16 protein-coding genes and 1 pseudogene are annotated in these 22,532 nt (G+C 69.6%); 13 read left to right on the forward strand and 4 right to left on the reverse strand.

Annotation, left to right across the window (positions count from 1 at the left end):
- Positions 1 to 160 precede the first annotated feature (160 nt).
- Positions 161 to 823 (reverse strand): DUF1707 SHOCT-like domain-containing protein, encoded by a 663-nt coding sequence (locus IEZ15_RS02240; protein ID WP_189273690.1) that lies wholly within the window; start codon positions 821 to 823, stop codon positions 161 to 163.
- A gap of 195 nt (positions 824 to 1,018) precedes the next feature.
- Here IEZ15_RS02240 and IEZ15_RS02245 point away from each other — a divergent pair, with 195 nt between their 5' ends.
- The 4 genes and pseudogenes from IEZ15_RS02245 to IEZ15_RS02260 all read left to right on the forward strand — a co-directional run bounded on the left by IEZ15_RS02245 (position 1,019) and on the right by IEZ15_RS02260 (position 6,233).
- Positions 1,019 to 2,689 carry a fumarate hydratase gene (locus IEZ15_RS02245; protein WP_189273692.1) on the forward strand — a complete coding sequence of 557 codons (1,671 nt, stop codon included), beginning with the start codon at positions 1,019 to 1,021 and terminating at the stop codon, positions 2,687 to 2,689.
- Between the two features lie 140 nt (positions 2,690 to 2,829).
- Positions 2,830 to 3,123, forward strand: a pseudogene (locus IEZ15_RS02250) (zinc ribbon domain-containing protein); the annotation flags it as partial.
- A gap of 74 nt (positions 3,124 to 3,197) precedes the next feature.
- Positions 3,198 to 4,508 carry an MFS transporter gene (locus tag IEZ15_RS02255; RefSeq protein ID WP_229845710.1) on the forward strand — a complete coding sequence of 437 codons (1,311 nt, stop codon included), beginning with the start codon at positions 3,198 to 3,200 and terminating at the stop codon, positions 4,506 to 4,508.
- 423 nt (positions 4,509 to 4,931) lie between these two features.
- Entirely contained in the window at positions 4,932 to 6,233 is a 1,302-nt protein-coding gene (locus IEZ15_RS02260) for a M18 family aminopeptidase (protein WP_189273694.1), read from the forward strand.
- A 57-nt stretch (positions 6,234 to 6,290) separates the two neighbouring features.
- On the opposite strand, the gene IEZ15_RS02265 is transcribed toward IEZ15_RS02260, so the two are convergent.
- Positions 6,291 to 7,820, reverse strand: a complete 1,530-nt coding sequence (locus IEZ15_RS02265) for a ricin-type beta-trefoil lectin domain protein (RefSeq protein ID WP_189273696.1) — start codon at positions 7,818 to 7,820, stop codon at positions 6,291 to 6,293.
- A 106-nt stretch (positions 7,821 to 7,926) separates the two neighbouring features.
- On the opposite strand from IEZ15_RS02265, the gene IEZ15_RS02270 reads away from it, so the two are divergent.
- The 4 genes from IEZ15_RS02270 (at position 7,927) to IEZ15_RS02285 (ending at position 13,982) form a co-directional block, all read left to right on the forward strand.
- Positions 7,927 to 9,339 (forward strand): class II fumarate hydratase, encoded by a 1,413-nt coding sequence (locus IEZ15_RS02270; protein WP_189273697.1) that lies wholly within the window; start codon positions 7,927 to 7,929, stop codon positions 9,337 to 9,339.
- Between the two features lie 38 nt (positions 9,340 to 9,377).
- A complete protein-coding gene (fomD, locus tag IEZ15_RS02275; RefSeq protein ID WP_189273699.1) occupies positions 9,378 to 10,076 on the forward strand; it encodes a cytidylyl-2-hydroxypropylphosphonate hydrolase in 699 nt (232 codons plus the stop codon).
- Positions 10,077 to 10,447: 371 nt separating this feature from the next.
- The gene (locus IEZ15_RS02280) at positions 10,448 to 12,379 is read left to right on the forward strand and encodes a SpoIIE family protein phosphatase (RefSeq protein WP_189273701.1); all 1,932 of its coding nucleotides are present in this window, start codon (positions 10,448 to 10,450) and stop codon (positions 12,377 to 12,379) included.
- 133 nt (positions 12,380 to 12,512) lie between these two features.
- Positions 12,513 to 13,982, forward strand: a complete 1,470-nt coding sequence (locus tag IEZ15_RS02285; RefSeq protein ID WP_189273703.1) for a catalase — start codon at positions 12,513 to 12,515, stop codon at positions 13,980 to 13,982.
- Positions 13,983 to 14,056: 74 nt separating this feature from the next.
- On the opposite strand, the gene IEZ15_RS02290 is transcribed toward IEZ15_RS02285, so the two are convergent.
- Positions 14,057 to 16,294, reverse strand: a complete 2,238-nt coding sequence (locus IEZ15_RS02290) for a transglycosylase domain-containing protein (protein ID WP_189273705.1) — start codon at positions 16,292 to 16,294, stop codon at positions 14,057 to 14,059.
- 221 nt (positions 16,295 to 16,515) lie between these two features.
- Here IEZ15_RS02290 and IEZ15_RS02295 point away from each other — a divergent pair, with 221 nt between their 5' ends.
- The 5 genes from IEZ15_RS02295 (at position 16,516) to IEZ15_RS02315 (ending at position 21,414) form a co-directional block, all read left to right on the forward strand.
- Positions 16,516 to 17,487, forward strand: a complete 972-nt coding sequence (locus IEZ15_RS02295; RefSeq protein ID WP_114246409.1) for an SPFH domain-containing protein — start codon at positions 16,516 to 16,518, stop codon at positions 17,485 to 17,487.
- Complete coding sequence (locus IEZ15_RS02300) at positions 17,484 to 17,729, forward strand: type II toxin-antitoxin system antitoxin (protein WP_114246408.1); 246 nt, start codon at positions 17,484 to 17,486, stop codon at positions 17,727 to 17,729. Before IEZ15_RS02295 ends, IEZ15_RS02300 begins: the two co-directional genes overlap by 4 nt.
- 81 nt (positions 17,730 to 17,810) lie before the next feature.
- On the forward strand, positions 17,811 to 18,335 hold the full coding sequence (locus IEZ15_RS02305; protein WP_189273707.1) for a PadR family transcriptional regulator: 525 nt from the start codon (positions 17,811 to 17,813) through the stop codon (positions 18,333 to 18,335).
- Positions 18,332 to 19,018 carry an ABC transporter ATP-binding protein gene (locus tag IEZ15_RS02310; protein ID WP_114246406.1) on the forward strand — a complete coding sequence of 229 codons (687 nt, stop codon included), beginning with the start codon at positions 18,332 to 18,334 and terminating at the stop codon, positions 19,016 to 19,018. Before IEZ15_RS02305 ends, IEZ15_RS02310 begins: the two co-directional genes overlap by 4 nt.
- Complete coding sequence (locus IEZ15_RS02315) at positions 19,015 to 21,414, forward strand: ABC transporter permease (protein WP_189273709.1); 2,400 nt, start codon at positions 19,015 to 19,017, stop codon at positions 21,412 to 21,414. Before IEZ15_RS02310 ends, IEZ15_RS02315 begins: the two co-directional genes overlap by 4 nt.
- A gap of 47 nt (positions 21,415 to 21,461) precedes the next feature.
- Here IEZ15_RS02315 and IEZ15_RS02320 read toward each other — a convergent pair whose 3' ends face one another.
- Entirely contained in the window at positions 21,462 to 22,430 is a 969-nt protein-coding gene (locus IEZ15_RS02320) for a hydrogen peroxide-inducible genes activator (protein WP_114246404.1), read from the reverse strand.
- Positions 22,431 to 22,532: the final 102 nt, after the last annotated feature.

Raw genomic sequence — 22,532 nt, forward strand, 5'->3', positions numbered from 1 at the left:
GCGCACGCCTATGCACTGAGTGTCACTCGATCCGGGCTGCGGAATTGGGGCCGGTCAGGAATATGGCTTGTTCTCGAAGGGGTTCGGAAGAGTTCGGAAGAGTTCGGAGCAGTTCGGAAGAGTTCATAGCAGGACGGACCGCGCCGTTCCCAGCCGGGTCCTAGCCGAGGTATTTGCGCAGCCGGTCCTGGAGATCCGCAATGAACTTCCCGCGCTTGGGCTTCGCCTCGACGCTGCCGAACACCGAATAGCCGTTGACGACCACCACCGGCGCTTCGGGGTCCGCGGATTCCAGTGTGGCGACTTCGAAATTGCCGAAGACGCCCGTGCCGCCCCCGCGCAGCGAGATGTTCTCGGGGACCTTGATCTCGACACTTCCGAAGATGGCGGTCGCATTGATCACCGTGAGCCTCTGACCGAAAAGCGCCTCGGTCAGATCGATCTCCACGCTGCCGAAGAGCGCAAAGGCGTTCGTACGGCCGCCGACCCGCCAACGGCCCTTGCGGGTGGAGCTGCTGAAGATCGCCACCAGGTTCTCGGCCGGGCCCGTGGGGCTCTCGTGGCCGAGGGCGCCGGGCTCGGCGGCCGAGCGGGAGGCGCCCCCGGGGGCAGGCAGATCCCGTACCAGCGGCTCCAGTTCGCCGATGGTCTTGGCGCGGTAGACCGCATCGACCCGCTCGGCGTGTTCCTCGGCGGTGAGCCGGCCCTCGGCCATGGCCTCGCGCAGGATGTCCGCGATCCGGTCACGGTCCGCGTCGGAGGCGCGGATACCGGCCGGCTCCGCCGGGGCTACGGGCTGCTGGGGGTGCTTTTCGAGGTCCACCGGCCCAGCGTACCCAAACGCGATAGATCGCGACTAGCCCCCACCGCGCCTCGCCGTGTCGCCCCCTCGTCACTCCCGTGCGGATGCCGAACTGAGCCTTACCTCACAGCTTCGGCATCCGCGCGGCGTTCTACGCTGGTGGGTGCGCTGCCCAAGGGAGGGCAGCCGCTGTCTGCCGAGTGAGGAATGGCCGTAATGCCAGAGTTTGCGTACTCCGATCTGCTCCCTCTGGGAGAGGACACCACGCCGTATCGTCTGGTGACCTCCGAGGGTGTATCCACCTTCGAGGCCGACGGCCGTACGTTCCTCAAGGTCGCCCCGGAGGCGCTGCGCACCCTGGCTGCCGAGGCCATGCACGACATCTCCCACTACCTGCGCCCCGCCCACCTGGCGCAGCTGCGGCGGATCGTGGACGACCCCGAGGCGTCGTCCAACGACAAGTTCGTCGCGCTCGACCTGCTGAAGAACGCGAACATCGCCGCCGCGGGTGTCCTCCCCATGTGCCAGGACACCGGCACGGCGATCGTCATGGGCAAGCGCGGGCAGAACGTACTCACCGAGGGCGGTGACGAAGAGGCCCTGTCGCACGGCATCTTCGACGCGTACACCGAGCTCAACCTCCGCTATTCGCAGATGGCTCCGCTCACCATGTGGGAGGAGAAGAACACCGGCTCGAATCTGCCCGCGCAGATCGAGCTGTACGCGACCGACGGCGGCGCCTACAAATTCCTCTTCATGGCGAAGGGCGGCGGCTCGGCCAACAAGTCGTTCCTCTTCCAGGAGACGAAGGCCGTGCTGAACGAGGCCTCCATGATGAAGTTCCTGGAGGAGAAGATCCGTTCGCTGGGTACGGCCGCCTGCCCGCCGTACCACCTGGCGATCGTCGTCGGCGGTACGTCGGCCGAGTTCGCGCTGAAGACCGCGAAGTACGCCTCCGCGCACTACCTGGACGAGCTGCCCGCCGAGGGCTCCCCGACCGGTCACGGCTTCCGGGACAAGGAGCTGGAGGAGAAGGTCTTCGAGCTGACGCAGAAGATCGGGATCGGTGCGCAGTTCGGCGGCAAGTACTTCTGCCACGACGTACGCGTCGTCCGCCTCCCCCGCCACGGTGCCTCGCTGCCTGTCGCGATCGCCGTGTCGTGCTCGGCGGACCGCCAGGCCACCGCGAAGATCACCGCCGAGGGTGTCTTCCTGGAGCAGTTGGAGAAGGACCCGGCCCGCTTCCTGCCGGACACCACGGACGAGCACCTCGACGAGGCGGGTGACGTCGTCGAGATCGACCTGAACCGACCGATGGACGAGATCCTCGCCGAGCTGACCAAGTACCCGGTCAAGACCCGGCTCTCGCTGACCGGTCCGCTGGTCGTGGCCCGCGACATCGCGCACGCCAAGATCAAGGAGCGGCTGGACGCGGGCGAGGAGATGCCGCAGTACCTGAAGGACCACCCGGTCTACTACGCGGGCCCGGCGAAGACGCCCGAGGGATTCGCCTCCGGCTCCTTCGGCCCGACGACGGCCGGCCGTATGGACAGCTATGTCGCGCAGTTCCAGGCGGCGGGCGGCTCCAAGGTGATGCTGGCCAAGGGCAACCGGTCCAAGCAGGTCACTGACGCGTGCGACGCGCACGGCGGTTTCTACCTCGGCTCGATCGGCGGACCGGCGGCGCGCCTCGCGCAGGACTGCATCAAGAAGGTCGAGGTCGTCGAGTACGAGGAGCTCGGCATGGAAGCGGTCTGGAAGATCGAGGTCGAGGACTTCCCTGCGTTCATCGTCGTCGACGACAAGGGCAACGACTTCTTCACCGAGCCCGCCCCGGCACCGACGTTCACCAGCATTCCGGTGCGGGGTCCGGGTCTCGCCCGATGAGCTGAGGCGTGCCGAGGCACGACAGGTACGGCCCCGCGGGGGCGTTCCGGCCGCATTCCACCGGCCGGGGCGCCCCCGCGGGCCGTTCCCACCCCAGCGGGCGTTGTCAGTGGGGGCGGCTGGATCGGGGGTCATGACGACCCGCGCACACCACCATGGACTGCGCGCAGTGCGGAGCGAGAACCAAGCACGCACTACCTCTCTCGGAACGAACCTACTCGTGCACCGCGTGCGGAGCCGTATCCCCCAGGGACAAGAACTCCGCCCGCGTGATGCTCGTCCGGGCTGGTCTCAACCCGGCTGGTGCTGATCGTGCAAGAGCTGACGGACCGCCGGTCCGCAGCCGACGTGAGCCAGGAGTCCCCTCCTTACAGGGAGGGGAGGATGTCAAAACCATGCAGATCACATTCGTGCAACCCGGAGGCCATGGGTGAGCACGCCTGGTGACTATGGGCCGGTGACACAAGACATCGAACAGGCGGACGACCGGCCGGACCCGGTACCGGACATCGAACAGGCCGGCACGGCGCGCGGCGAGCGCCGTTATCGATTCCTCGTCGCCGGATACTCCCTGTCTTCGTACGGCACCTTCCTGAATATGGTGGCGCTCAATCTGTTCGTCTACGAGACGACGGGCAGAGCACTTGCGATGGGCCTGTTCATGGCCGTGCGGCTGGGGTCCGGATTTCTCGCCGGACTCGCCGCCGGCGGTCTCCTCGCCCGATTCACGGCCAAGAGCCTCATGCTGTATACGAATGTGGCGCAGGCGGCGGTGATGCTGTTGCTGGTCTTCGCGCCGGAGGGGATGCGGACGGCCGCGCTGATGGCCGTTTCCGTGGTGGTGGGCGCCTGCGGAACGCTTTTCATGGTGTCGTTGCGCAGCTCCATTCCCGAGATGGTCGGCGACGAGCGGCGCTCATGGGCCAACTCCCTTTCCATCACAGGACGTTCGCTGGCCATGGTGGCCGGTTTCGCTTCGGCGGGTGTGGTGGTCTCGCTGGTCGGCTACACCGCCGCGTTCGTGGTGGACATGGCCACCTTTGTGGTCTGCGCCGTGACGGTGGCCCTGCTGCCGATCGCGGACGGGGGCGGGGGGAAGGACGCCCGGCCGGAAGCGGAGGGAGATTCCGGCGGACGTACGCAGGCGAGCGAGCGGCGGACGGGACGGTGGCCGATGCCGGGGGCGTTCCTCAGGTCGGCCGCCGCGCCCGGACTCGGTCTGATGGTGGTGCTGCGGGGTGCGGACGCCTTCGGTTCGTCCTCCCACAACGCCGCGCTGCCGGTCTACTCCGCCGGGCTCGATGCCTCGCACCCTGCCGTGTTCGTCAGCGCGTTCTGGTGTCTGTGGGCGCTGGGGAACGCCGTCGCACAGCAGCTGATCCAGCGGTACATCAAGCGCACCGGGCGGGCGGTGGGTGCACCGGGGTTCGGGTACGGCACGTGTCTCATGTCCGGGGCGTTCATTCTGGCGTTCGCCGGTTTCCCGTCGGCAGCGACCGCCGTGATCGCACTGGTCGCGGGGGCGGCCGACGGGCTCACCGAGGTCTCGTACACCTCGCATCTGCAGACGCTCCCCGCCGAACTGCGCGGTCATGCGTTCGGGCTCTCCGCGACGGTGGAGAATCTCGGGTTCGGCGTCGGCATGATCCTGGTCGCCGCGGCACTCGACAGCCACCGGCCGCTGACCGTCGTCGCCTGGTCGCACGGGGTGGCCATCGTGATCGCGGTGGTGTTCCTGATCAGGGTGACGGGGTCGCGGAGACGAGATCGTTTCCCCGCGCCATGCTCCGGTGCCGACCTCGGTGGGCAGGTGCGGTGAGGGTTCGCGTACGACGGGATTCAGCCAATCTTGAGGCGTACCCGTGCGTGGCCGGCGGGCCCGGGCGGTGCCCGGGAACGGGTGCCGCCGGTCCCGGCCCCCCGCAGCGTCTTCCCGGACGCCCCGGCACGGGCCCCGTACACCCCCGGTCGGCTCGGACCCGGCGCCGGGGCGGCCGGTCCGGCACCGCCGATTTCACGCAGCGGGCCGCGCCGCGGACTTGCGCCCTGCCGGGCCGCTGCGGTGGGTTGTCGGAGGTTCCTGCAGTGCTCCGCCGAGCCCGGGCATCAGGAAGCAGTCCTGGGGACCAGGAAACAGCCGCCACCCCCACACCCCGGACACCGCACCGCGCCGCGCCCAGCGGCTCGGCGCGGGTTCGCCCACCCTCACCTCACCGTCGAACACCGGAAAGGCGGACGCCGTATGACGCCGCTTCCCCACCGCAGCCACGCCGACGACCTGCTGTCCTTCATCAGGGCCAGCCCTTCCCCGTATCACGCGGTGGCGAGTGCCGCCCAGCGCCTGGAGAAGGCCGGCTTCCGTGAACTGCGCGGCACGGACGACTGGACGGGCACGACCGGCGGCAGCTTCGTCGCCCGCGGCGGCGCCCTGATCGCCTGGTACGTCCCCGGGGGCGCCCCCGCGCACACCCCCTTCCGGATCATCGGCACACACACGGACTCCCCGAATCTGCGGGTCAAGCCCACCCCCGACACCGGGTCGGCGGGCTGGCGGCAGGTCGCCGTGGAGATCTACGGCGGCGTTCCGCTGAACACCTGGCTCGACCGCGATCTGGGCATCTCGGGGCGGCTCGCGCTGCGCGGTCCCGGCGGCAGGGTCGAGTCCCGGCTCGTCCAGATCGACGAACCGCTGTTGCGGGTACCCCAGTTGGCCATCCATCTGGACCGTACGGTCAATGAGGGACTCGCCCTCGACCGGCAGCGCCATCTCGCCCCCCTGTGGGCGCTCGGGGCGCCCGAGGAGGGCTCGCTGCTGCGCCGGGTCGCGGCGGCCGCGGAGGTGGACCGGGACGACGTCCTCGGCTGGGATCTGATGCTCCATGACATCCAGCCGCCCGGATATCTCGGCGCGGACCGGGAGTTCGTGGTGTCCTCGCGGCTGGACAACCTGGTGTCGGTGCATGCGGGCGTCACGGCCCTGGCGGGTGCGGCGACCGCTGACGACGATCCCTCGTACATCCCCGTCCTGGCGGCCTTCGACCACGAGGAGGTCGGCAGCGGTTCGGAGACGGGCGCGCAGAGTCCCCTGCTGGAACGGGTCCTCGCCCGTTCGGTCACCGCGCGCGGCGGCAGCTCCGAGGACTTCTCCCGTGCCCTGTCCGGCGCCTTCTGCATCTCCGCCGACATGGCGCACGCGGTGCACCCCAACTACGCGGAACGGCACGATCCGGGCCATCATCCGCTGCCCAACGGCGGCCCCGTGGTCAAGGTCAACGTCAATCAGCGTTACGCCACCGACAGCGCCGGCATGGCGGTGTTCGCGGCGGCGTGCGAGCGGGCGGGTGCGCCGTGGCAGCCGTTCGTCTCCAACAACGCGATGCCGTGCGGCACGTCGATCGGCCCGCTCACCGCGGCCCGGCTGGGCGTCCCGACGGTCGACATGGGAGTGCCGGGGCTGTCCATGCACTCGGCGCGCGAGCTGTGCGGGGCCGACGACCCCGGTCATCTGGCGGCCGTCCTGGCCGCGTTCGTGACGTCCGGCTGACACGCCGGCCGGGGCGGGGTGGCCGAGGCCGCCCCGCCCCTCCACGGCGGGAAGGGGTTACGCGAACCGCTGCTTCGCGCTGCCGTCGCAGCTCTGCAGCTTCAGCGGGTCCTTGGCCGCCGCGAGCGTCAGGCACAGCCCGGTCGAGGCCGCCGGGCGCAAGGTGCCCGACTGCTTGACGAACTGCTGGTTGGCCGCGCCCGAGCAGTTCCACACGATGAGCGTGGCGCCCGCCTTGTAGTCGGCGCCCGGCACGTCGAGGCACCGGTCGTGGCTCAGCTCCGTCACGATGCTCTTCGTGCCGGAGTCGTACCACCAGCCCTGGTTGCGGCCGCCGTGGCAGTCCCAGCCGCTGATCTCGGTGCCGTTGCGGGTCACCGAGGCGGGGACGTCCACGCAGGTGCCCGTGGCCTCGTTCTTCAGGGGCTTGAAGACGTCGTCCCACGCCGCGGCCTGCAGGACGGGCGATCCGGTGCTCGCCGGGTCTGCGCAGCTCGCCTCGCGCAGGGACGAGTTGTAGATCTGGGTCAGGCAGGAGGCGAAGGCGGCGTGGCCGCGCGCGTTCGGGTGGAAGGACTGCCGGACGGAGTTGGAGTCCGGCGGGAAGTGCGACAGGTCGATGTAGAGGCCGCGGGCCCAGGTGTCCTCGCTGCAGACCTCGTGGCCGTGGAAGAGCCGGGAGTTGTCGAGGTAGACGGCTCCGGTGTCGGCGGCGGCCTTGCGCATGCCGCGCTCGAAGGCGGGGACCGCGACATTGCGGCCCCAGGCGGCGTCGGAGTCGTATCCGGCGCAGCCACCGGGAAGCTTGCCGGGGAAGTTCGGGTTGTCATAGAAGTCCGGGCCGATGGGGCTCGGGTAGCCCATGACCACGAGCTTGTAGTCACTGTTGCCGTATCCGGCGTCGGACATGACGGTCTTCAGATCGCGCACCGTCTTCTCGACCTTGGGGACGAGTCCGTCGACCCGCGCCTGCCAGCCGCCCTCGTACTTCGGCTGGCACACGCCCTGGGAGAGCACCCAGCGCTGGACGCAGTCCGTCATGACCGGGCCGAACTGGAGGTCGTCATTGGCGCCGGCGACCAGCACGATCATCTTGATGCGGGTGTTGCGGGCCTTGATGGCGAGGTTGTCGCTCTGCACGAGTTCGTCGGCGTACTGCTTCGATCCGCCGATCACGATGTTGCCGGTGTACGCGCCGGAGCAGGAGACGTTGTACGTGATGTCGGCCGGGATCCCGGTGCGGTGGATGGCCGAGTCGGGCGAGCGGTGGCACCAGTTGTCGGGGCCGTTCGTGCCCGCCTCGTACGTGCCGACGCCCTCGCCGGAGATCTCGCTGTCGCCGAGCGAGATCAGCCCGGTCTTGCGGTCGGCGAGCGGGCGCTCGGCCGGGTCGCCGTACAGCCGGGTGGCTTCGGCGGCGCGGATGGCCTCCAGCTCGGGCGACAGGGGGGTGGATGCTGTAGTGGTGACAGTGGACCGGTCTGCCGCGCCCGCCGGTCCTGCGGCGGCGGCCATGCCGCCCAATGCCGCCGCCATGGCCGCGGCGGCCGCGACCGTACAGCGAAGTCTGTTCCTGGTGCGCCTCATTGCGCCTCCCCGGGTTGTGGTTACCCCCGGTATTTACTGGTCGGTAGGCGACTTGGGAATACGCAGGACAAGACAAGTGCTCAACTTTTTCAGGAGGTTGAACCCCATGGACAACGCACAGGCCCCCGCGGGCGGCACGGATTTCCGCATCGAGCACGACTCGATGGGCGAGGTGAGGGTGCCGAAGGACGCCAGGTGGCGGGCCCAGACGCAGCGCGCGGTGGAGAACTTCCCGATCTCCGGCCAGCGCCTGGAGCGGGCCCACATCGAGGCCCTGGCGCGGATCAAGGCGGCCGCGGCCAAGGTGAACGCCGAGCTGAAGGTGCTCGACCCGGACATCGCCCTGGCGATCCAGGAGGCCGCCGCGGAGGTCGCCGAGGGGCGCTGGGACGCGCACTTCCCGATCGATGTCTTCCAGACCGGGTCCGGGACCTCGTCCAACATGAACACCAATGAGGTCGTGGCCACCCTCGCCACCGAGCGCCTGGGCCGCGAGGTCCACCCCAACGACCACGTCAACGCCTCGCAGTCGTCCAACGACGTCTTCCCGTCCTCCATCCACATCGCCGCGACCGCGGCCGTCACCGGCGAGCTGATCCCGGCGCTGGACCATCTGGCCGCCGCCCTGGAACGCAAGTCCGCCGAGTTCGCGACGGTCGTGAAGTCGGGGCGTACGCATCTGATGGACGCCACGCCCGTCACTCTGGGCCAGGAGTTCGGCGGCTACGCGGCACAGGTCCGGTACGGCGTCGAGCGGCTGCGTGCCTCCCTCCCCCGCCTCGCCGAGCTGCCGCTGGGCGGCACGGCCGTCGGCACCGGCATCAACACCCCGCCCGGCTTCTCCGCCGCCGTCATCACCGAGGTCGCCCGCGCCACCGGGCTGCCGCTCACCGAGGCCAGGGACCACTTCGAGGCGCAGGGCGCGCGGGACGGGCTCGTGGAGACGTCCGGCCAGCTCCGTACCCTCGCCGTCTCGCTCACCAAGATCTCCAACGATCTGCGCTGGATGGCGTCCGGGCCGCGCACCGGTCTGGCCGAGATCAGCCTCCCCGACCTCCAGCCGGGCTCGTCGATCATGCCGGGGAAGGTGAATCCGGTCATTCCCGAGGCCGTCCTGATGGTCGCGGCCCAGGTGATGGGGAACGACCAGACGGTCGCCGTCGCGGGCGCGGCGGGCAATTTCGAACTGAATGTAATGCTTCCGGTCATCGCGAAGAATCTGCTGGAGTCGGTGCGTCTGCTGGCCAATGTCTCCCGGCTGCTCGCGGACCGTACGGTCGACGGGATCACCGCGAACGTGGAACGGGCCAGGGAGTACGCGGAGTCCTCGCCGTCCGTCGTCACCCCGCTGAACAAGTACATCGGTTACGAGGAGGCGGCGAAGGTCGCCAAGAAGTCCCTGGCCGAGCGCAGGACGATCCGCGAGGTGGTACTGGACTCGGGATATGTCGAGCGTGGCGATCTCACGGTGGAGCAGCTCGACGAGGCGCTGGACGTGTTGCGCATGACCCGCCCGTGACATGCGTCGTGGCAAGGGGGCCCCTCTAAGATCTGCCCATGGCAGGTAGTGGATACATCGAGCACTGGGCGCCGGGCGATCAGATCCTGTGGCGCTACCGCGGCAACAGCCCGCTGCGGCGGGGCGCCGCACCTGATCACGCCCAGGGCCCGGTCCACATCTGCCGCCCCGTCACCGTCGTCCAGGACACCGACGAGCTGCTCGCCGTATGGGTGGCACCCGGCACCGAGTGCGTGAAGCCGGTGCTGGCGAACGGCACCGAGGTGCACGACGAGCCGCTCGCCACCCGCTACACCGCCCCGCGCACCACCGCCCGCTCGACCTGGCTCGGCAACGGCGTGCTGAAGCTCGCCCGTCCCGGTGACCCCTGGTCGGTCTGGCTGTTCTGGGAGCCCGGCTGGCAGTTCCGCAGCTGGTACGTGAACCTGGAGGAACCGCGCACCCGCTGGGCGGGCGGCATCGACTCCGAGGATCACTTTCTCGACATCTCCGTCTACCCGGACCGCAGCTGGGTCTGGCGCGACGAGGACGAGTTCACCCAGGCGCAGCGGGTCGGTCTGATGGCCCCGCAGACCGCGCAGCGGGTACGGGAGGCGGGCCTCGCGGCCGTCGAGGTGATCCGGAACTGGGGCGCGCCGTTCCGGGACGGCTGGGAGGACTGGCGGCCCGATCCGCGCTGGCGGGTTCCCGCGCTCCCGGATGACTGGGACCGTACCCCCTCGCATATGCCGTCGTGAGACCCTTGATGCACCCCAGGGGGGCAAACGTAGGATCGTCCTCCGGAGGGCCGCACCGCTCCAACCGGCGGAAGCGGCAACGGACCTGACCGCAAGTCATCGCACGAGCACCACGCACTGCATGAGCTGTACGAGCAGCATCAGTCGTATGAATCGCATGAGCCACTACGAGGGGGTGGAGAGGTGCTCGCTTTCGCCCGCCCTGTCGCCGGAAACGTTGTCACCGAACCACGCCGCGGGCATCCGGTTTCGGCCCCTCGTTCGGGGGCATCCGGTGACAGCCGTTGTTATCGCCGCTCTTGCCGGGGCACAGTAGCGCCCCACGAGGTGATTGCCTCATACAACCGGCCCGGACGGACGGAACCCCACGCGTGACGGAGCATCCCACCTCCCACGAAGGCCGGCAGCCTCTCGGCGCCCGGTCGCAGGAACGCACCCGGCCGCGGCAGCAGGATGCCGCGCCGGCCGCTTCCCCTGCCACCGCCGCGATCCCCGGCCCGGCCCCGGCGCCGGGCGCGGGAGCCCATCCGGCGGCTTCCGCGGCCAACCCCGGCCCCGCAGGACTCGACCCACAGGCCGCGGCCCGTCGCGAGGGCGACCGGCTGCGTTTCGTGGGGGCCGCGACCAGGCGGATCGCCCGCGGCATAGACCTGGACGAGATCGTGCTGGGCCTGTGCCGGGCCAGCGTGCCGACCTTCTCCGACGCCATACTGGTCTACCTGCGAGACCCGCTCCCGGTCGGCGACGAGCGGCCGGTCTCCCCCTTCGTGCTGCGGCTGCGCCGGTCGGACCGGCTGCGTTTAAACGAGGAGGAGACCGAGACCTCCCTGGAGATCGAACGGCTGCGGCTGCCCGCCATCGATCCGCACGGCGATCTGCCCCCGGCCGCCGAGCTGTGCGAGGTCCGCTCGGGCGGCGCGCTCGCCGAGGTGCTGCGCGGTGTACGGCCGGTCTTCGGGGACTCCGCAGCCGCCCGCGCCGCGCTGCCCGAACTGCTGGGCACCGGACGGACCGCACCCACCGGACACCGTGCGATCCTCGCCCCGCTGCGCGGACGGCGACGGGTGATCGGCGCCGCCGTCTTCCTGCGCGGGACCGAACGGCCGCCCTTCGAAGCCAATGACCTGCTGGTCGCCGCCCAGCTGGCGACGCACACCGCGCTCGGCATCGACAAGGCCGTGCTGTACGGACGCGAGGCGTACATCGCCGACGAGCTGCAGCGCACCATGCTGCCCGACTCGCTGCCGCAGCCGACCGGCGTCCGGCTCGCCTCCCGCTATCTCCCGGCCGCCGAGACGGCCCGGGTCGGCGGCGACTGGTACGACGCGATCCCGCTGCCCGGCAGCCGGGTCGCCCTGGTCGTCGGCGACGTCATGGGTCACTCCATGACGTCCGCGGCGATCATGGGCCAGCTGCGCACCACCGCGCAGACCCTCGCCGGGCTCGACCTGCCGCCGCAGGAGGTGCTGCACCACCTCGACGAGCAGGCGCAGCGGCTCGGCAGCGACCGCATGGCGACCTGCCTGTACGCGGTGTACGACCCCGTCGCGCACCGCATCACCATCGCCAACGCCGGACATCCGCCGCCCGTCCTGCTCCATCTGGGCGGCCGCGCGGAGGTGCTGCGGGTGCCGCCCGGCGCTCCGATCGGCGTCGGCGGTGTGGATTTCGAGGCCGTCGAGCTGGACGCTCCCGCGGGCGCCACGCTGCTCCTGTACACCGACGGTCTGGTGGAGTCCCGGCTGCGGGACGTCTGGACCGGGATCGAGATGCTGCGCGAACGTCTCGCCGCCACCGCACAGCTCACCGGCCAGGATCATTCGCCGCCGCTGGAGGCCCTCTGCGACGACGTGCTCGACATGCTCGGCCCGGGCGACCGGGACGACGACATCGCGCTGCTGGCCGCCCGGTTCGACGGGATCGCGCCGAGTGATGTCGCGTACTGGCACCTGGAACCGGAGGAGACAGCTCCGGGACGGGCCCGCAGGCTGGCCCGCCGGGCGCTGAACCGTTGGGGGCTCGACGATCTCTCCGACTCGGTGGAGCTGCTGGTCAGCGAGGTGGTCACCAACGCGGTGCGCTATGCGGAACGGCCGGTGACGCTGCGGCTGCTGCGCACCGACATCCTGCGCTGCGAGGTCGGCGACGACGCACCGCAGCTGCCCCGGCAGCGCCGGGCCCGGGACATGGACGAGGGCGGCCGCGGCCTGTTCCTCGTGAACCGGCTGGCCAGACGGTGGGGGGCGACGCGTCTTTCGACCGGCAAGGTGGTCTGGTTCGAGATGCCGGCCAGGGGCCAGTAAAGGGGCCCGAGCCGGGGCGGACAAGAGCCCTGCACGGACGGTAGCCAAATGTTGCCGACCTCCTGTCGGCGGAGTTGACTTCAGTCGTGAACGAGACGACCTGACCGAAACCCCCACCGACGGGAGGACGCTCGTGCCTGAGGAATCGAAGACCAAGAACACCCCCTACACCACGAACAACGCCGGAATCCCGGTGGAGAGCGATGAACACTCGCTCACTGTCGGATCCGATGGTCCGATCCTGCTCCAGGACCACTACCTCATCGAGAAGATGGCCCAGTTCAACCGGGAACGGGTCCCCGAGCGAGTGGTCCACGCCAAGGGCTCCGGTGCCTACGGCATTTTCAAGGTGACCAACGACGTCAGCCAGTTCACCAAGGCCGATCTCTTCCAGCCGGGCAAGCAGACCGCCATGCTCGCCCGCTTCTCCACGGTCGCCGGTGAACAGGGCTCTCCCGACACCTGGCGCGACCCTCGTGGGTTCGCCCTGAAGTTCTACACGGAGCACGGCAACTACGACATGGTCGGCAACAACACGCCGATCTTCTTCGTGCGCGACCCGATGAAGTTCCAGGACTTCATCCGCTCGCAGAAGCGCCGCCCGGAGAGTGCCCTGCGTGACCACGACATGCAGTGGGACTTCTGGACCCTCTCCCCCGAGTCCGCGCACATGGTCACCTGGCTGATGGGCGACCGCGGCATCCCGAAGACGTACCGCAACATGAACGGCTACAGCTCGCACACCTATATGTGGGTGAACGCGGGCGGCGAGAGGTTCTGGGTCAAGTACCGCTTCAAGACCGACCAGGGCATCGACTTCTACCCCCAGGCCGAGGCCGACGAGATCGCGGGCAGCGACGGCGACATCCACCGCCGCGACCTGTTCGAGTCGATCAAGCGGGGTGATCACCCGAGCTGGACGCTGTACGTCCAGATCATGCCGTTCGACGATGCGCCGGACTACCGGTTCAACCCGTTCGACCTCACGAAGGTGTGGCCGCACGGCGACTACCCGGAGATCGAAGTCGGCAGGATGACACTCAACGAGAACCCCGAGGACTTCTTCGTCCACATCGAGCAGGCGTCCTTCGAGCCGTCGAACCTGGTGCCCGGCATCGGTCCGTCGCCCGACAAGATGCTGCTCGGCCGGCTCTTCTCGTACCCGGACACCCACCGGTACCGGATCGGCCCGAACTACGCGCAGCTGCCGCCGAACCGTCCGCGGTTCGGCCGGAACTCGTACGCGAAGGACGGTCCGATGCGGTACGAGCCGACACGCACGGGAGCGGTCTACGCACCGAACTCGTACGGCGGACCGGCCGCGGACACCGAACGCTTCGGCGACCCGGCGGGCTGGGCCACGGCGGGCGAGATGGTGCACGAGGCGTACAAGCTGCACCGCGAGGACGACGACTGGGGCCAGGCGGGCACGATGGTGCGCAAGGTCCTGGACGACGCGGCGCGTGATCGGCTGGTGTCGAACATTTCCGGCCATCTGCTGGACGGGGTGAGCGCCCCGGTGCTGGAGCGGTCGCTGCAGTACTGGCGCAACGTGGACAAGGACCTCGGCGACCGGATCGCGAAGAAGGTCAACGGCGGCTGACACCGTCGTACGCGGACGCATGAGTGAGGGGCGGTGCCGGCCGGCACCGCCCCTCACTCATGTCCTCACGGCCTTCACTGTCCGGGCGGGTTGTTCGCGACGTTGTTGCCGTTGCCCGGCCGTCCGGGGTCCCCTCCCTCGCCCGGCAGACCCGGGGACTCGCTCGGCGGCGGCTCCGGCGACTGGCTCGGCGGCGGCTCCGGCGACTGGCTGGTCGGCTGGCTGGGCGTCTCGCTCGGGCTCTGCGAGGGCACGTCCGGCGACTTGGACGTCGACGGGTCGGGGCTCGTCGACTGCGAGGGAGTCGTCGACGGGCTGGCCGGCAGGGTGACCTCACCGCGCTCGACATCCTGCAGATCGAACCGGGCACTGGAGCCGCCGCCCAGCGCGCCAAGGGTGTAGTCCGCCCAGATCTGCGCCGGGAAGCCGCCACCGTTGGCCCGGCCGGAGTTGGCGGTACCGGTCAGGCTGACCTGGCCGCCGCCGTCCTTGGGGGATTCACCGAAGAGCGCCACGACCGTGGTGAGCTCCGGGGTGTAGCCCGCGAACAGGGCGGCCTTGTTGTTCTCCGAGGTGCCCGTCTTGCCCGCCGCCTCGTAGGCCGAGGTGTTGGCCGCCCGGCCGGAGCCGCTGTCCACGACGCCCTTCAGGACGGAGGTCACGGTGTCGGCGGACTTGCGGCTGATCACCTGGTCGCCGATTCCCTTGACCGGTTCGTATGTCCGGTCGCGGTTCTTGGCGGACTTCACGATGAACGGGGTGACCTTCTTGCCGTGGTTGTCGAGCGTGGCGTACGCGCCGGCCATGTCCCAGGTCGAGGCATTCATCGTGCCCAGCGAGACGGCGGGACGCTCGGGGAAGTTCTGGTCCGGTACGCCGAGCGCCAGCGCGGTCTTCTTCACCTCGGGCGGGCCGACGTCGACCACCATCTGCGCGAAGACCGAGTTGATCGACTTGTTCATCGCGGTCTGCACGGTGACGTCGCCGTAGCTCTGGTTGTCCTCGTTCTCCGGGGCGAACGGCGTGTTGCTGCCCACGACCGGCCGCTTGCTGGTGCCGTCGTAGCGGGTGTTGACGCCGATCAGATCGCCGTCCTGGGTCTTCGACTCGTTCTCCAGCGCGGAGGCGAGCACCAGCGGCTTGAAGGTGGAGGCGGGCTGGTAGTCCCGGCGAGTGGCGTTGGAGTAGTAGTGCTTGACGTAGTCCACGCCGCCGTAGAGCGCCACGACGGCTCCGGTCTTCGGATCGACGGAGGTGGCACCCGCCTGGACGGTCGCGTCGACCTTGTTGCCCTTGCGGTCGAGCTTGGACTCCAGCTGCCGGTCGACCGCCTGCTCCAGCTGCTTCTGCCGCTTCTTGTCGATGTTGAGCGTGAAGGTCCAGCCGCCGGCCCGCCGCACGTCCTCCGTGATGCCCTGCTTGTCCAGCTCCTTGTTGGCGGCCTCGACGAGGTATCCGGTCTGGCCCTCCATGCCCTTGGCGGGCTTGGGCTTGTCCGGGTACGGGAAGGTGAGCTTGTCGCGCTCGGCCTTGTCGAGCCAGTGCATCTCGACCATGTTGTCGAGCGTGTAGCCCCAGCGTTCCTTGACGAGCTTCTTACCGGTGTCCGTCGCGCTCGCCCAGTCGTACTGGCTGGGGGCCTGGAGCAGCGCGGCCAGATAGGCACCCTGGGAGACGTTCAGGTCCTTGGCGTCGACCCCGTAGTAGGCCTGCGCCGCGGCCTGGATCCCGCTCGCGCCGCGTCCGTAGTACGCGGTGTTGATGTACCCGGCGAGGATGTAGTCCTTGCCCCTCTTCTGGTCGACCTTGAGCGAGATCACCAGCTCTTTGAGCTTGCGGCTGACCGTCGGGTCCTGCGTCAGGTAGTAGTTCTTCACGTACTGCTGGGTGATGGTCGAGCCACCCTGCTTGCCCTTGCCGGAGAGCGTGTTGAGGAGACCGCGCGCGGTGCCCTTCAGGTCGACGCCCTGGTCCTTGTAGAACGTCTTGTTCTCGGCGGCGACGAAGGTGTGCTGCACCTCCTTGGGAACCTCGGCGAGATCCACGATCTGGCGGTTGACCCCGTCACCGGTACGGGTCAGCACGGTGCCGTCGCTGTACTGGTAGACGTTGCTCTGCCGCTCGGCCAGGGCGTTGGCCTTCGGGATGTCCACGTACATGTAGAGCGCGACGAAGGCGCCCATGATCAGCAGGCAGAACCCGAAGAACGTGCCCAGCATCTTCCGCCAGGTGAAGAGTCTGCGTATGCCGCCGCTCTTCGCAGCCCGCCGCGCTCCGCGCCCCTGGGCTCGTCGCGCATCCGCTCGACCCATCGCTGTGTTGCTCCTGTTTCTCTGCTCGACCAGATCAGCTCAGCCCAGCCAGCTAACACTGTCGGCAGGGACGAAAAGCAAGCGATACGGCCTTTTGCGGACGTGACAATCAGCACCGTTCTCTAGGGAACCGACTCGCGAGAGGCGCCCATGGTTGCGAATCCAGGTAATGTGTAATCACATTGCTAGCACCGCGCAGGTCTTTCGAAACGGGGGATCCCATGTCCGACCCACACGATCCGCACGCCGTGGCCACCCTGGCCGCCGATCTCACACCCGATGCCCCTCAGATGCCCGAACCGCAGGTGAGGGAGGTGACGGCGCACAGCATTCCCGGCGGCCTCGGCCTGCTGCTGACCGTGATCGGGGTGATCGCCGGCATCGGTCTCGCCATCGTCGGCGGCGTCGTCGGCTCGAACGGGAACAACGGCGTGGGCGCCCCGGTCCTGATCCTCGGGGTCCTGCTCGTCATCGCCTCGTTCTTCTGCATGACGGGTGTGAAGATGGTCGCACCGGGCGAGGCGCGGGTGATCCAGCTCTTCGGCCGGTACGTCGGCACGATCCGTACCGACGGGCTGCGCTGGATCAACCCGCTCACCAGCAGCCGGAAGATCTCCACCCGGGTCCGCAACCACGAGACCGCGGTCCTGAAGGTCAACGACGCCTACGGCAACCCGATCGAGCTCGCCGCGATCGTCGTCTGGAAGGTCGAGGACACCGCGCAGGCGCTCTTCGAGGTCGACGACTTCCTGGAATTCGTCGCCACCCAGACCGAGGCGGCCGTCCGTCACATCGCGATCGAGTACCCGTACGACGCCCACGAGGAGGGCGGCCTCTCCCTGCGCGGCAACGCGGAGGAGATCACCGAGAAGCTGGCCGTGGAGCTGACCGCCCGGGTGCAGGCCGCCGGCGTGCGGATCATCGAATCGCGCTTCAGCCATCTCGCGTACGCTCCCGAGATCGCCTCCGCGATGCTTCAGCGCCAGCAGGCCGGCGCGGTGGTCGCGGCCCGGCAGCAGATCGTCGAGGGTGCGGTCGGCATGGTCGAGATGGCGCTGACCCGGATCGCCGAGCAGGACATCGTCGAACTGGACTCGGAGCGGAAGGCGGCCATGGTCAGCAATCTGATGGTGGTGCTGTGCGGTGACCGTGCGGCGCAGCCGGTCCTCAATACGGGCACTCTTTACCAGTGACGGAAGAGACCCCCGGACGCAGGCAGCCGCAGCAGCGCAAGCAGATGCTGCTGCGGCTGGATCCCGCGGTGCACGATGCGCTGGCCCGCTGGGCCTCCGACGAGCTGCGCAGCGCGAATGCCCAGATCGAGTTCCTGCTGCGCAGGGCGCTGGCGGAGGCGGGCCGCCTACCGGGCACGGCCCGCCCGATCCCCCGCCGGGGGCGTCCTCCGAAGGACAAGTCAGGCCCGTCCGGCGATTGAGGCCCGGGGGGCCCGGGGGTCCCGGGGGAGGAGCCCCCCAGGTATACACCCGAGGTATACACGCCATGTACAGTGCTGTGCATGTCTATCGGCCACACCCTGCTCGGACTCCTGGAGTCCGGCCCCCGCCACGGCTACGACCTCAAGCGCACGTTCGACGAGAAGTTCGGCCACGACCGCCCCCTGCATTACGGGCAGGTCTACTCGACCATGTCCCGGCTCCTGAAGAACGGCCTCGTCGAGGTCGACGGCATCGAGAGCGGCGGTGGCCCCGAGCGCAAGCGGTACGCCATCACCGAGGCGGGCATCACCGATGTCGGCACCTGGCTCGCGCAGCCGGAGAAGCCCGAGCCGTACCTCCAGTCGACGCTCTACACCAAGGTCGTCCTGGCCCTGCTCACCGGCCGCAGCGCCGAGGCCCTGCTGGACGCCCAGCGCGCCGAACACCTGCGCCTGATGCGCATCCTCACCGACCGAAAGCGCAAGGGCGACCTCGCCGATCAGCTGATCTGCGACCATGCGCTCTTCCACCTCGAAGCCGATCTGCGCTGGCTGGAACTGACCGCCGCCCGGCTGGACCGGCTCGCTGCGGAGGTGTGCGCATGACCCCCGCCGGCTCACTGCTCAGCGCCGACAGCCTGTACAAGTCGTACGGGTCCACGCCCGCGCTCGACGGTGCCTCGTTCTCCATCCACCCGGGCGAGGTCGTCGCCGTGATGGGCCCGTCCGGCTCCGGCAAGTCGACCCTGCTGCACTGCCTCGCCGGAATCGTCACCCCCGACAAGGGCACGATCACCTACGCGGGCCGCGAGCTCTCCGCGATGTCGGACGCCGAACGCAGCGCTCTGCGCCGCACCGAGTTCGGCTTCGTCTTCCAGTTCGGCCAGCTCGTCCCGGAGCTGACCTGCGTGGAGAACGTCGCCCTGCCGCTCCGTCTCGGTGGCGCCAGGCGCAAGGACGCCGAACGCACCGCCCGTCACTGGCTGGAGCGCCTGGAGGTCGACACCGTCGGCGCAAAGCGCCCCGGCGAGGTCTCCGGCGGCCAGGGCCAGCGCGTCGCCGTGGCCCGTGCGCTGGCCGCATCACCGAAGGTGATCTTCGCCGACGAGCCGACCGGCGCACTGGACTCCCTCAACGGCGAGCGGGTCATGGAGTTGCTCACCGAGGCGGCCCGGTCCACCAACGTCGCCGTGGTCCTGGTGACCCATGAGGCGCGGGTCGCCGCGTACTCCGACCGCGACGTCACCGTGCGCGACGGTCGGACCCGCGACCTGGAGCACGCCGTATGACCCTGCTCGACCACAAGAACGCACCGGCCGCGGCCCCGCCGGGGCCCACCCCGCCCACCGGCATCGCCGCCTGGCTCCGCGACCTCGGTCTCGGCATCCGGTTCGCCGCGGGCGGCGGGCGCGAGGGCTGGGTCCGCACCGTACTGACCGCCGTCGGCGTCGGTCTCGGTGTGGCGCTGCTCCTGACCGCCGCCTCCGCGCCGCATCTGCTCCAGGAGCGTTCCGTGCGCAGCCAGGACCGCGCCGAGAGCGTCGTCCCCGGCGGGCCCGACGCGCAGGCCGAGAAGTCCGACACCTCGGTGCTCCGGGTCAACGCGGAGACCGAGTACCGCGGCCGCACCGTCGACGGCTGGCTGATGCGCGCGGAGGGCACGCGTCCGGTCGTCCCGCCGGGCGTCGCGCGCTTCCCCGGCGCGGACGAGATGGTGGTCTCCCCCGCGCTGAAGGAGCTGCTGGACTCCTCGGAGGGCAGCCTCCTCAGGGAACGGCTGCCGTACCGGATCACCGGCACGATCGCCGACTCCGGCCTGGTCTCGCCGGGGGACCTGGTCTACTACGCGGGCAGCGACACTCTGACCCCCGCCAACGGCGGCCACCGGATCGCCGGCTACGGCGATCCGGGCGAGGGCGAGGAGATGCCGCCCGTCCTCATCGTGCTGATCATCATCATCTGCGTGGTGCTGCTGGTGCCGGTCGCGATCTTCATCGTGACGGCGGTGCGGTTCGGCGGCGACCGCCGCGACCGCCGGCTCGCCGCACTGCGCCTGGTCGGCACGGACATCCGGATGACCCGCCGGATCGCGGCCGGCGAGGCCGTCTTCGGGGCGCTCCTCGGGCTGCTGACCGGTGTGGTGCTCTTCCTGGTGGGGCGTCGGTTCGTCGGTCACATCGAGATGTGGAATGTCAGCGTCTTCCCGTCCGACCTGGTGCCCGACCTCCGGCTGACGGCGCTGGTCCTCGTCGCCGTTCCGTTGACGGCGATGCTGGTCACGCTGGCCGCCATGCGCTCCGTGGTGATCGAGCCGCTCGGTGTCATGCGCAACGGCCGCAGCCGCAGGCGCCGGTTCTGGTGGCGGCTGCTGATGCCGGTCGCGGGCCTGGCGGTGCTCGGCATGACGGGCAAGGTCGACGAATTCTCCCCGGTCAATCCGTACCCGATCGCGGGCGGTGCCGTGCTGGTGCTGGTCGGGCTCGCACTGCTGCTGCCCTGGCTGGTCGAGGCGTGCGTGAACCGGCTGCACGGCGGTCCGGTGCCCTGGCAGCTGGCCACCCGCAGGCTCCAGCTGAGCAGCGGCGCGGCCTCCCGTGCCGTCAGCGGCATCACGGTCGCGGTCGCGGGCGCGGTGGCACTGCAGATGCTGTTCGCCGCGGTGGGCGACGAGTTCAACACGATGACCGGGCAGGACCCGTCACGGGCCCAGTTCTACACGTACTCCGAGAAGGTCACTGCCGAGGCGGCCACCCGGACCATCGAGGAGTTCAAGGCCACCAAGGGGGTCGAAGCCGTCATCGGCAAGGTCCAGGTGTATGTCACCCGGCCCGGCAAGTACGCGGAGGGCGACGTCCAGCCCACCACCAGTCTGATCGTCGGCGACTGCGGAACCCTGCGCGAACTGGCCCGGATCGACTCCTGCGAGGACGGCGACACCTTCGTGGTCCACCCCAGGAACGACAAGGAGATGTCCGACTGGGTCGACCGGACGGCCCGCAAGGGCAAGGAGGTCGAGATCCGCAACGCTCCCGGCGGGAAGGCGATGCGGTGGACCCTGCCCGCCGAATCCCCGACGGTCGTCGCCCGCCACGATCCGCTGGGCGAGGACTCCTGGGGCATCATGGCCACCACCGGCGCGCTCGACCCGAGCACGCTGCCGGGCGCGACGACCCAGTCGCAGATCCGGGTCGACGAGAGCGTCAAGGACGTCGCGGAGCACGTACGGAACACCGCGGCCAGGCTCGACCCCGCGATGCGCGTCGGGTCCCTCAAGTCGGTGGCCCGTGACGAGAAGTACGCCAGTGTGCAGCGCGGCCTCCAGGTCGGTGCGACCGCGACGCTGCTGCTGATCGCCGCCGCGATGCTGGTCGCACAGCTGGAGCAGCTGCGCGAACGCAAGCGCCTGCTCTCGGTGCTGGTCGCCTTCGGCACCCGGCGCTCCACCCTCGGCTGGTCGGTGCTCTGGCAGACCGCCGTACCGGTGGTCATCGGGCTGACGGTGGCCGTGGCGGGCGGGCTCGGCCTGGGCGCGACGCTGATCGCCATGCTCGACAAGAAGGTCACCGACTGGTGGCTGTTCCTGCCGATGACCGGCGCGGGCGCGGCGCTGATCCTGCTGGTCACGCTCGTGTCGCTGCCGCCGCTGTGGCGCATGATGCGCCCGGACGGGCTGCGCACGGAGTGACGGAGCAAGGGGTGCGGTCCCGCCGGGACCGCACCCCTTCGCCCCTATCAGTCGCTGTGCGTACCGGTCGTCACCCGTACCGGCAGCGCCTTCATCGCCACCCGCAGCGCCGCCGCGAACTCCTCGAACTCCTCGTGCCGCGCCGCCCCCGTACGCATCGCCAGCGCCACCCGCCGCGACGGTGCGGGTTCCGTGAAATACCCGGTGGTCAGCGCATCGTTGCGACCGGTCTCGACCGTCACCGCGGTACGCGGCAGCAGCGTCACCCCGAGCCCGCCGGCGACCAGCTGCACCAGCGTGGAGAGCCCGGCCGCGGTCGTGGTGACCGGCGCACCCTCCGTACGCCCCGCCTCCCTGCATATGTCGAGCGCCTGGTCGCGCAGGCAGTGTCCCTCGTCGAGCAGCAGCAGCGGCAGCTCGCGCAGGGCCTCGCGCGGAATGTCGGTGCGCCCTCCCAGCCAGTGTTCCCGCTCCATCACCAGCACGAAGTCCTCGTCGAAGAGCGGAAGTTCGACCACTCCCGGCACCCCGAGCGGCACGGCGAGCAGCAGCAGGTCCAGCCGTCCGGCGGCCAGCCCCTCCAACAGCGAGGAGGTCTGCTCCTCGTGCACCTGGAGGTCCAGCTCCGGGTAGCGGTCGTGAACCAGTCGCAGCACGGCCGGCAGCAGATACGGGGCGACGGTCGGGATGACGCCGAGTCTGAGCACTCCGGTGAACGGCGCCCGGACCGCCTCGGCCTCCTCCATCAGCTCGCCCACGGCCTCCAGCACGACCCGGGCCCGGACCGCGAGCCGCTCCCCGGCAGGCGAGAGCAGCACCTTGCGCGTCGTACGCTCGATGAGCTGGACACCCAGTGCCTCCTCCAGCGCCGACACGGCTCCGGACAGCGCCGGCTGACTCATCCCGATTGCTGCCGCCGCGTCCCTGAAGTGCAGATATTCGGCGACGGCCACGAAGGCGCGCAGCTGCGACAGGCTGGGCTGTTTGATCCGATTACCCTGATTACTCTGCGCCACTGATAGGCACCTCCGATCATCACAACCGAGTGTAGCTATTTCCGTGATCAATGCACCCTGTGCCAAGGTGGAGATCGTCCAACCCTCAGGAACTCCCGCAAA

The organism is Streptomyces atratus, assembly GCF_014648655.1.
GTDB classification, from domain to species: domain Bacteria; phylum Actinomycetota; class Actinomycetes; order Streptomycetales; family Streptomycetaceae; genus Streptomyces; species Streptomyces atratus.

Bases quoted from the DNA above. Each gene is read 5' to 3' on its own strand.
- IEZ15_RS02245 (WP_189273692.1), top strand. From the start codon at position 1,019: ATGCCAGAGTTTGCGTACTCCGATCTGCTCCCTCTGGGAGAGGACACC.
- IEZ15_RS02260 (WP_189273694.1), top strand. From the start codon at position 4,932: ATGACGCCGCTTCCCCACCGCAGCCACGCCGACGACCTGCTGTCCTTC.
- IEZ15_RS02265 (WP_189273696.1), bottom strand. From the start codon at position 7,820: ATGAGGCGCACCAGGAACAGACTTCGCTGTACGGTCGCGGCCGCCGCG.
- IEZ15_RS02270 (WP_189273697.1), top strand. From the start codon at position 7,927: ATGGACAACGCACAGGCCCCCGCGGGCGGCACGGATTTCCGCATCGAG.
- fomD (WP_189273699.1), top strand. From the start codon at position 9,378: ATGGCAGGTAGTGGATACATCGAGCACTGGGCGCCGGGCGATCAGATC.
- IEZ15_RS02290 (WP_189273705.1), bottom strand. From the start codon at position 16,294: ATGGGTCGAGCGGATGCGCGACGAGCCCAGGGGCGCGGAGCGCGGCGG.
- IEZ15_RS02295 (WP_114246409.1), top strand. From the start codon at position 16,516: ATGTCCGACCCACACGATCCGCACGCCGTGGCCACCCTGGCCGCCGAT.
- IEZ15_RS02305 (WP_189273707.1), top strand. From the start codon at position 17,811: ATGTCTATCGGCCACACCCTGCTCGGACTCCTGGAGTCCGGCCCCCGC.
- IEZ15_RS02310 (WP_114246406.1), top strand. From the start codon at position 18,332: ATGACCCCCGCCGGCTCACTGCTCAGCGCCGACAGCCTGTACAAGTCG.
- IEZ15_RS02315 (WP_189273709.1), top strand. From the start codon at position 19,015: ATGACCCTGCTCGACCACAAGAACGCACCGGCCGCGGCCCCGCCGGGG.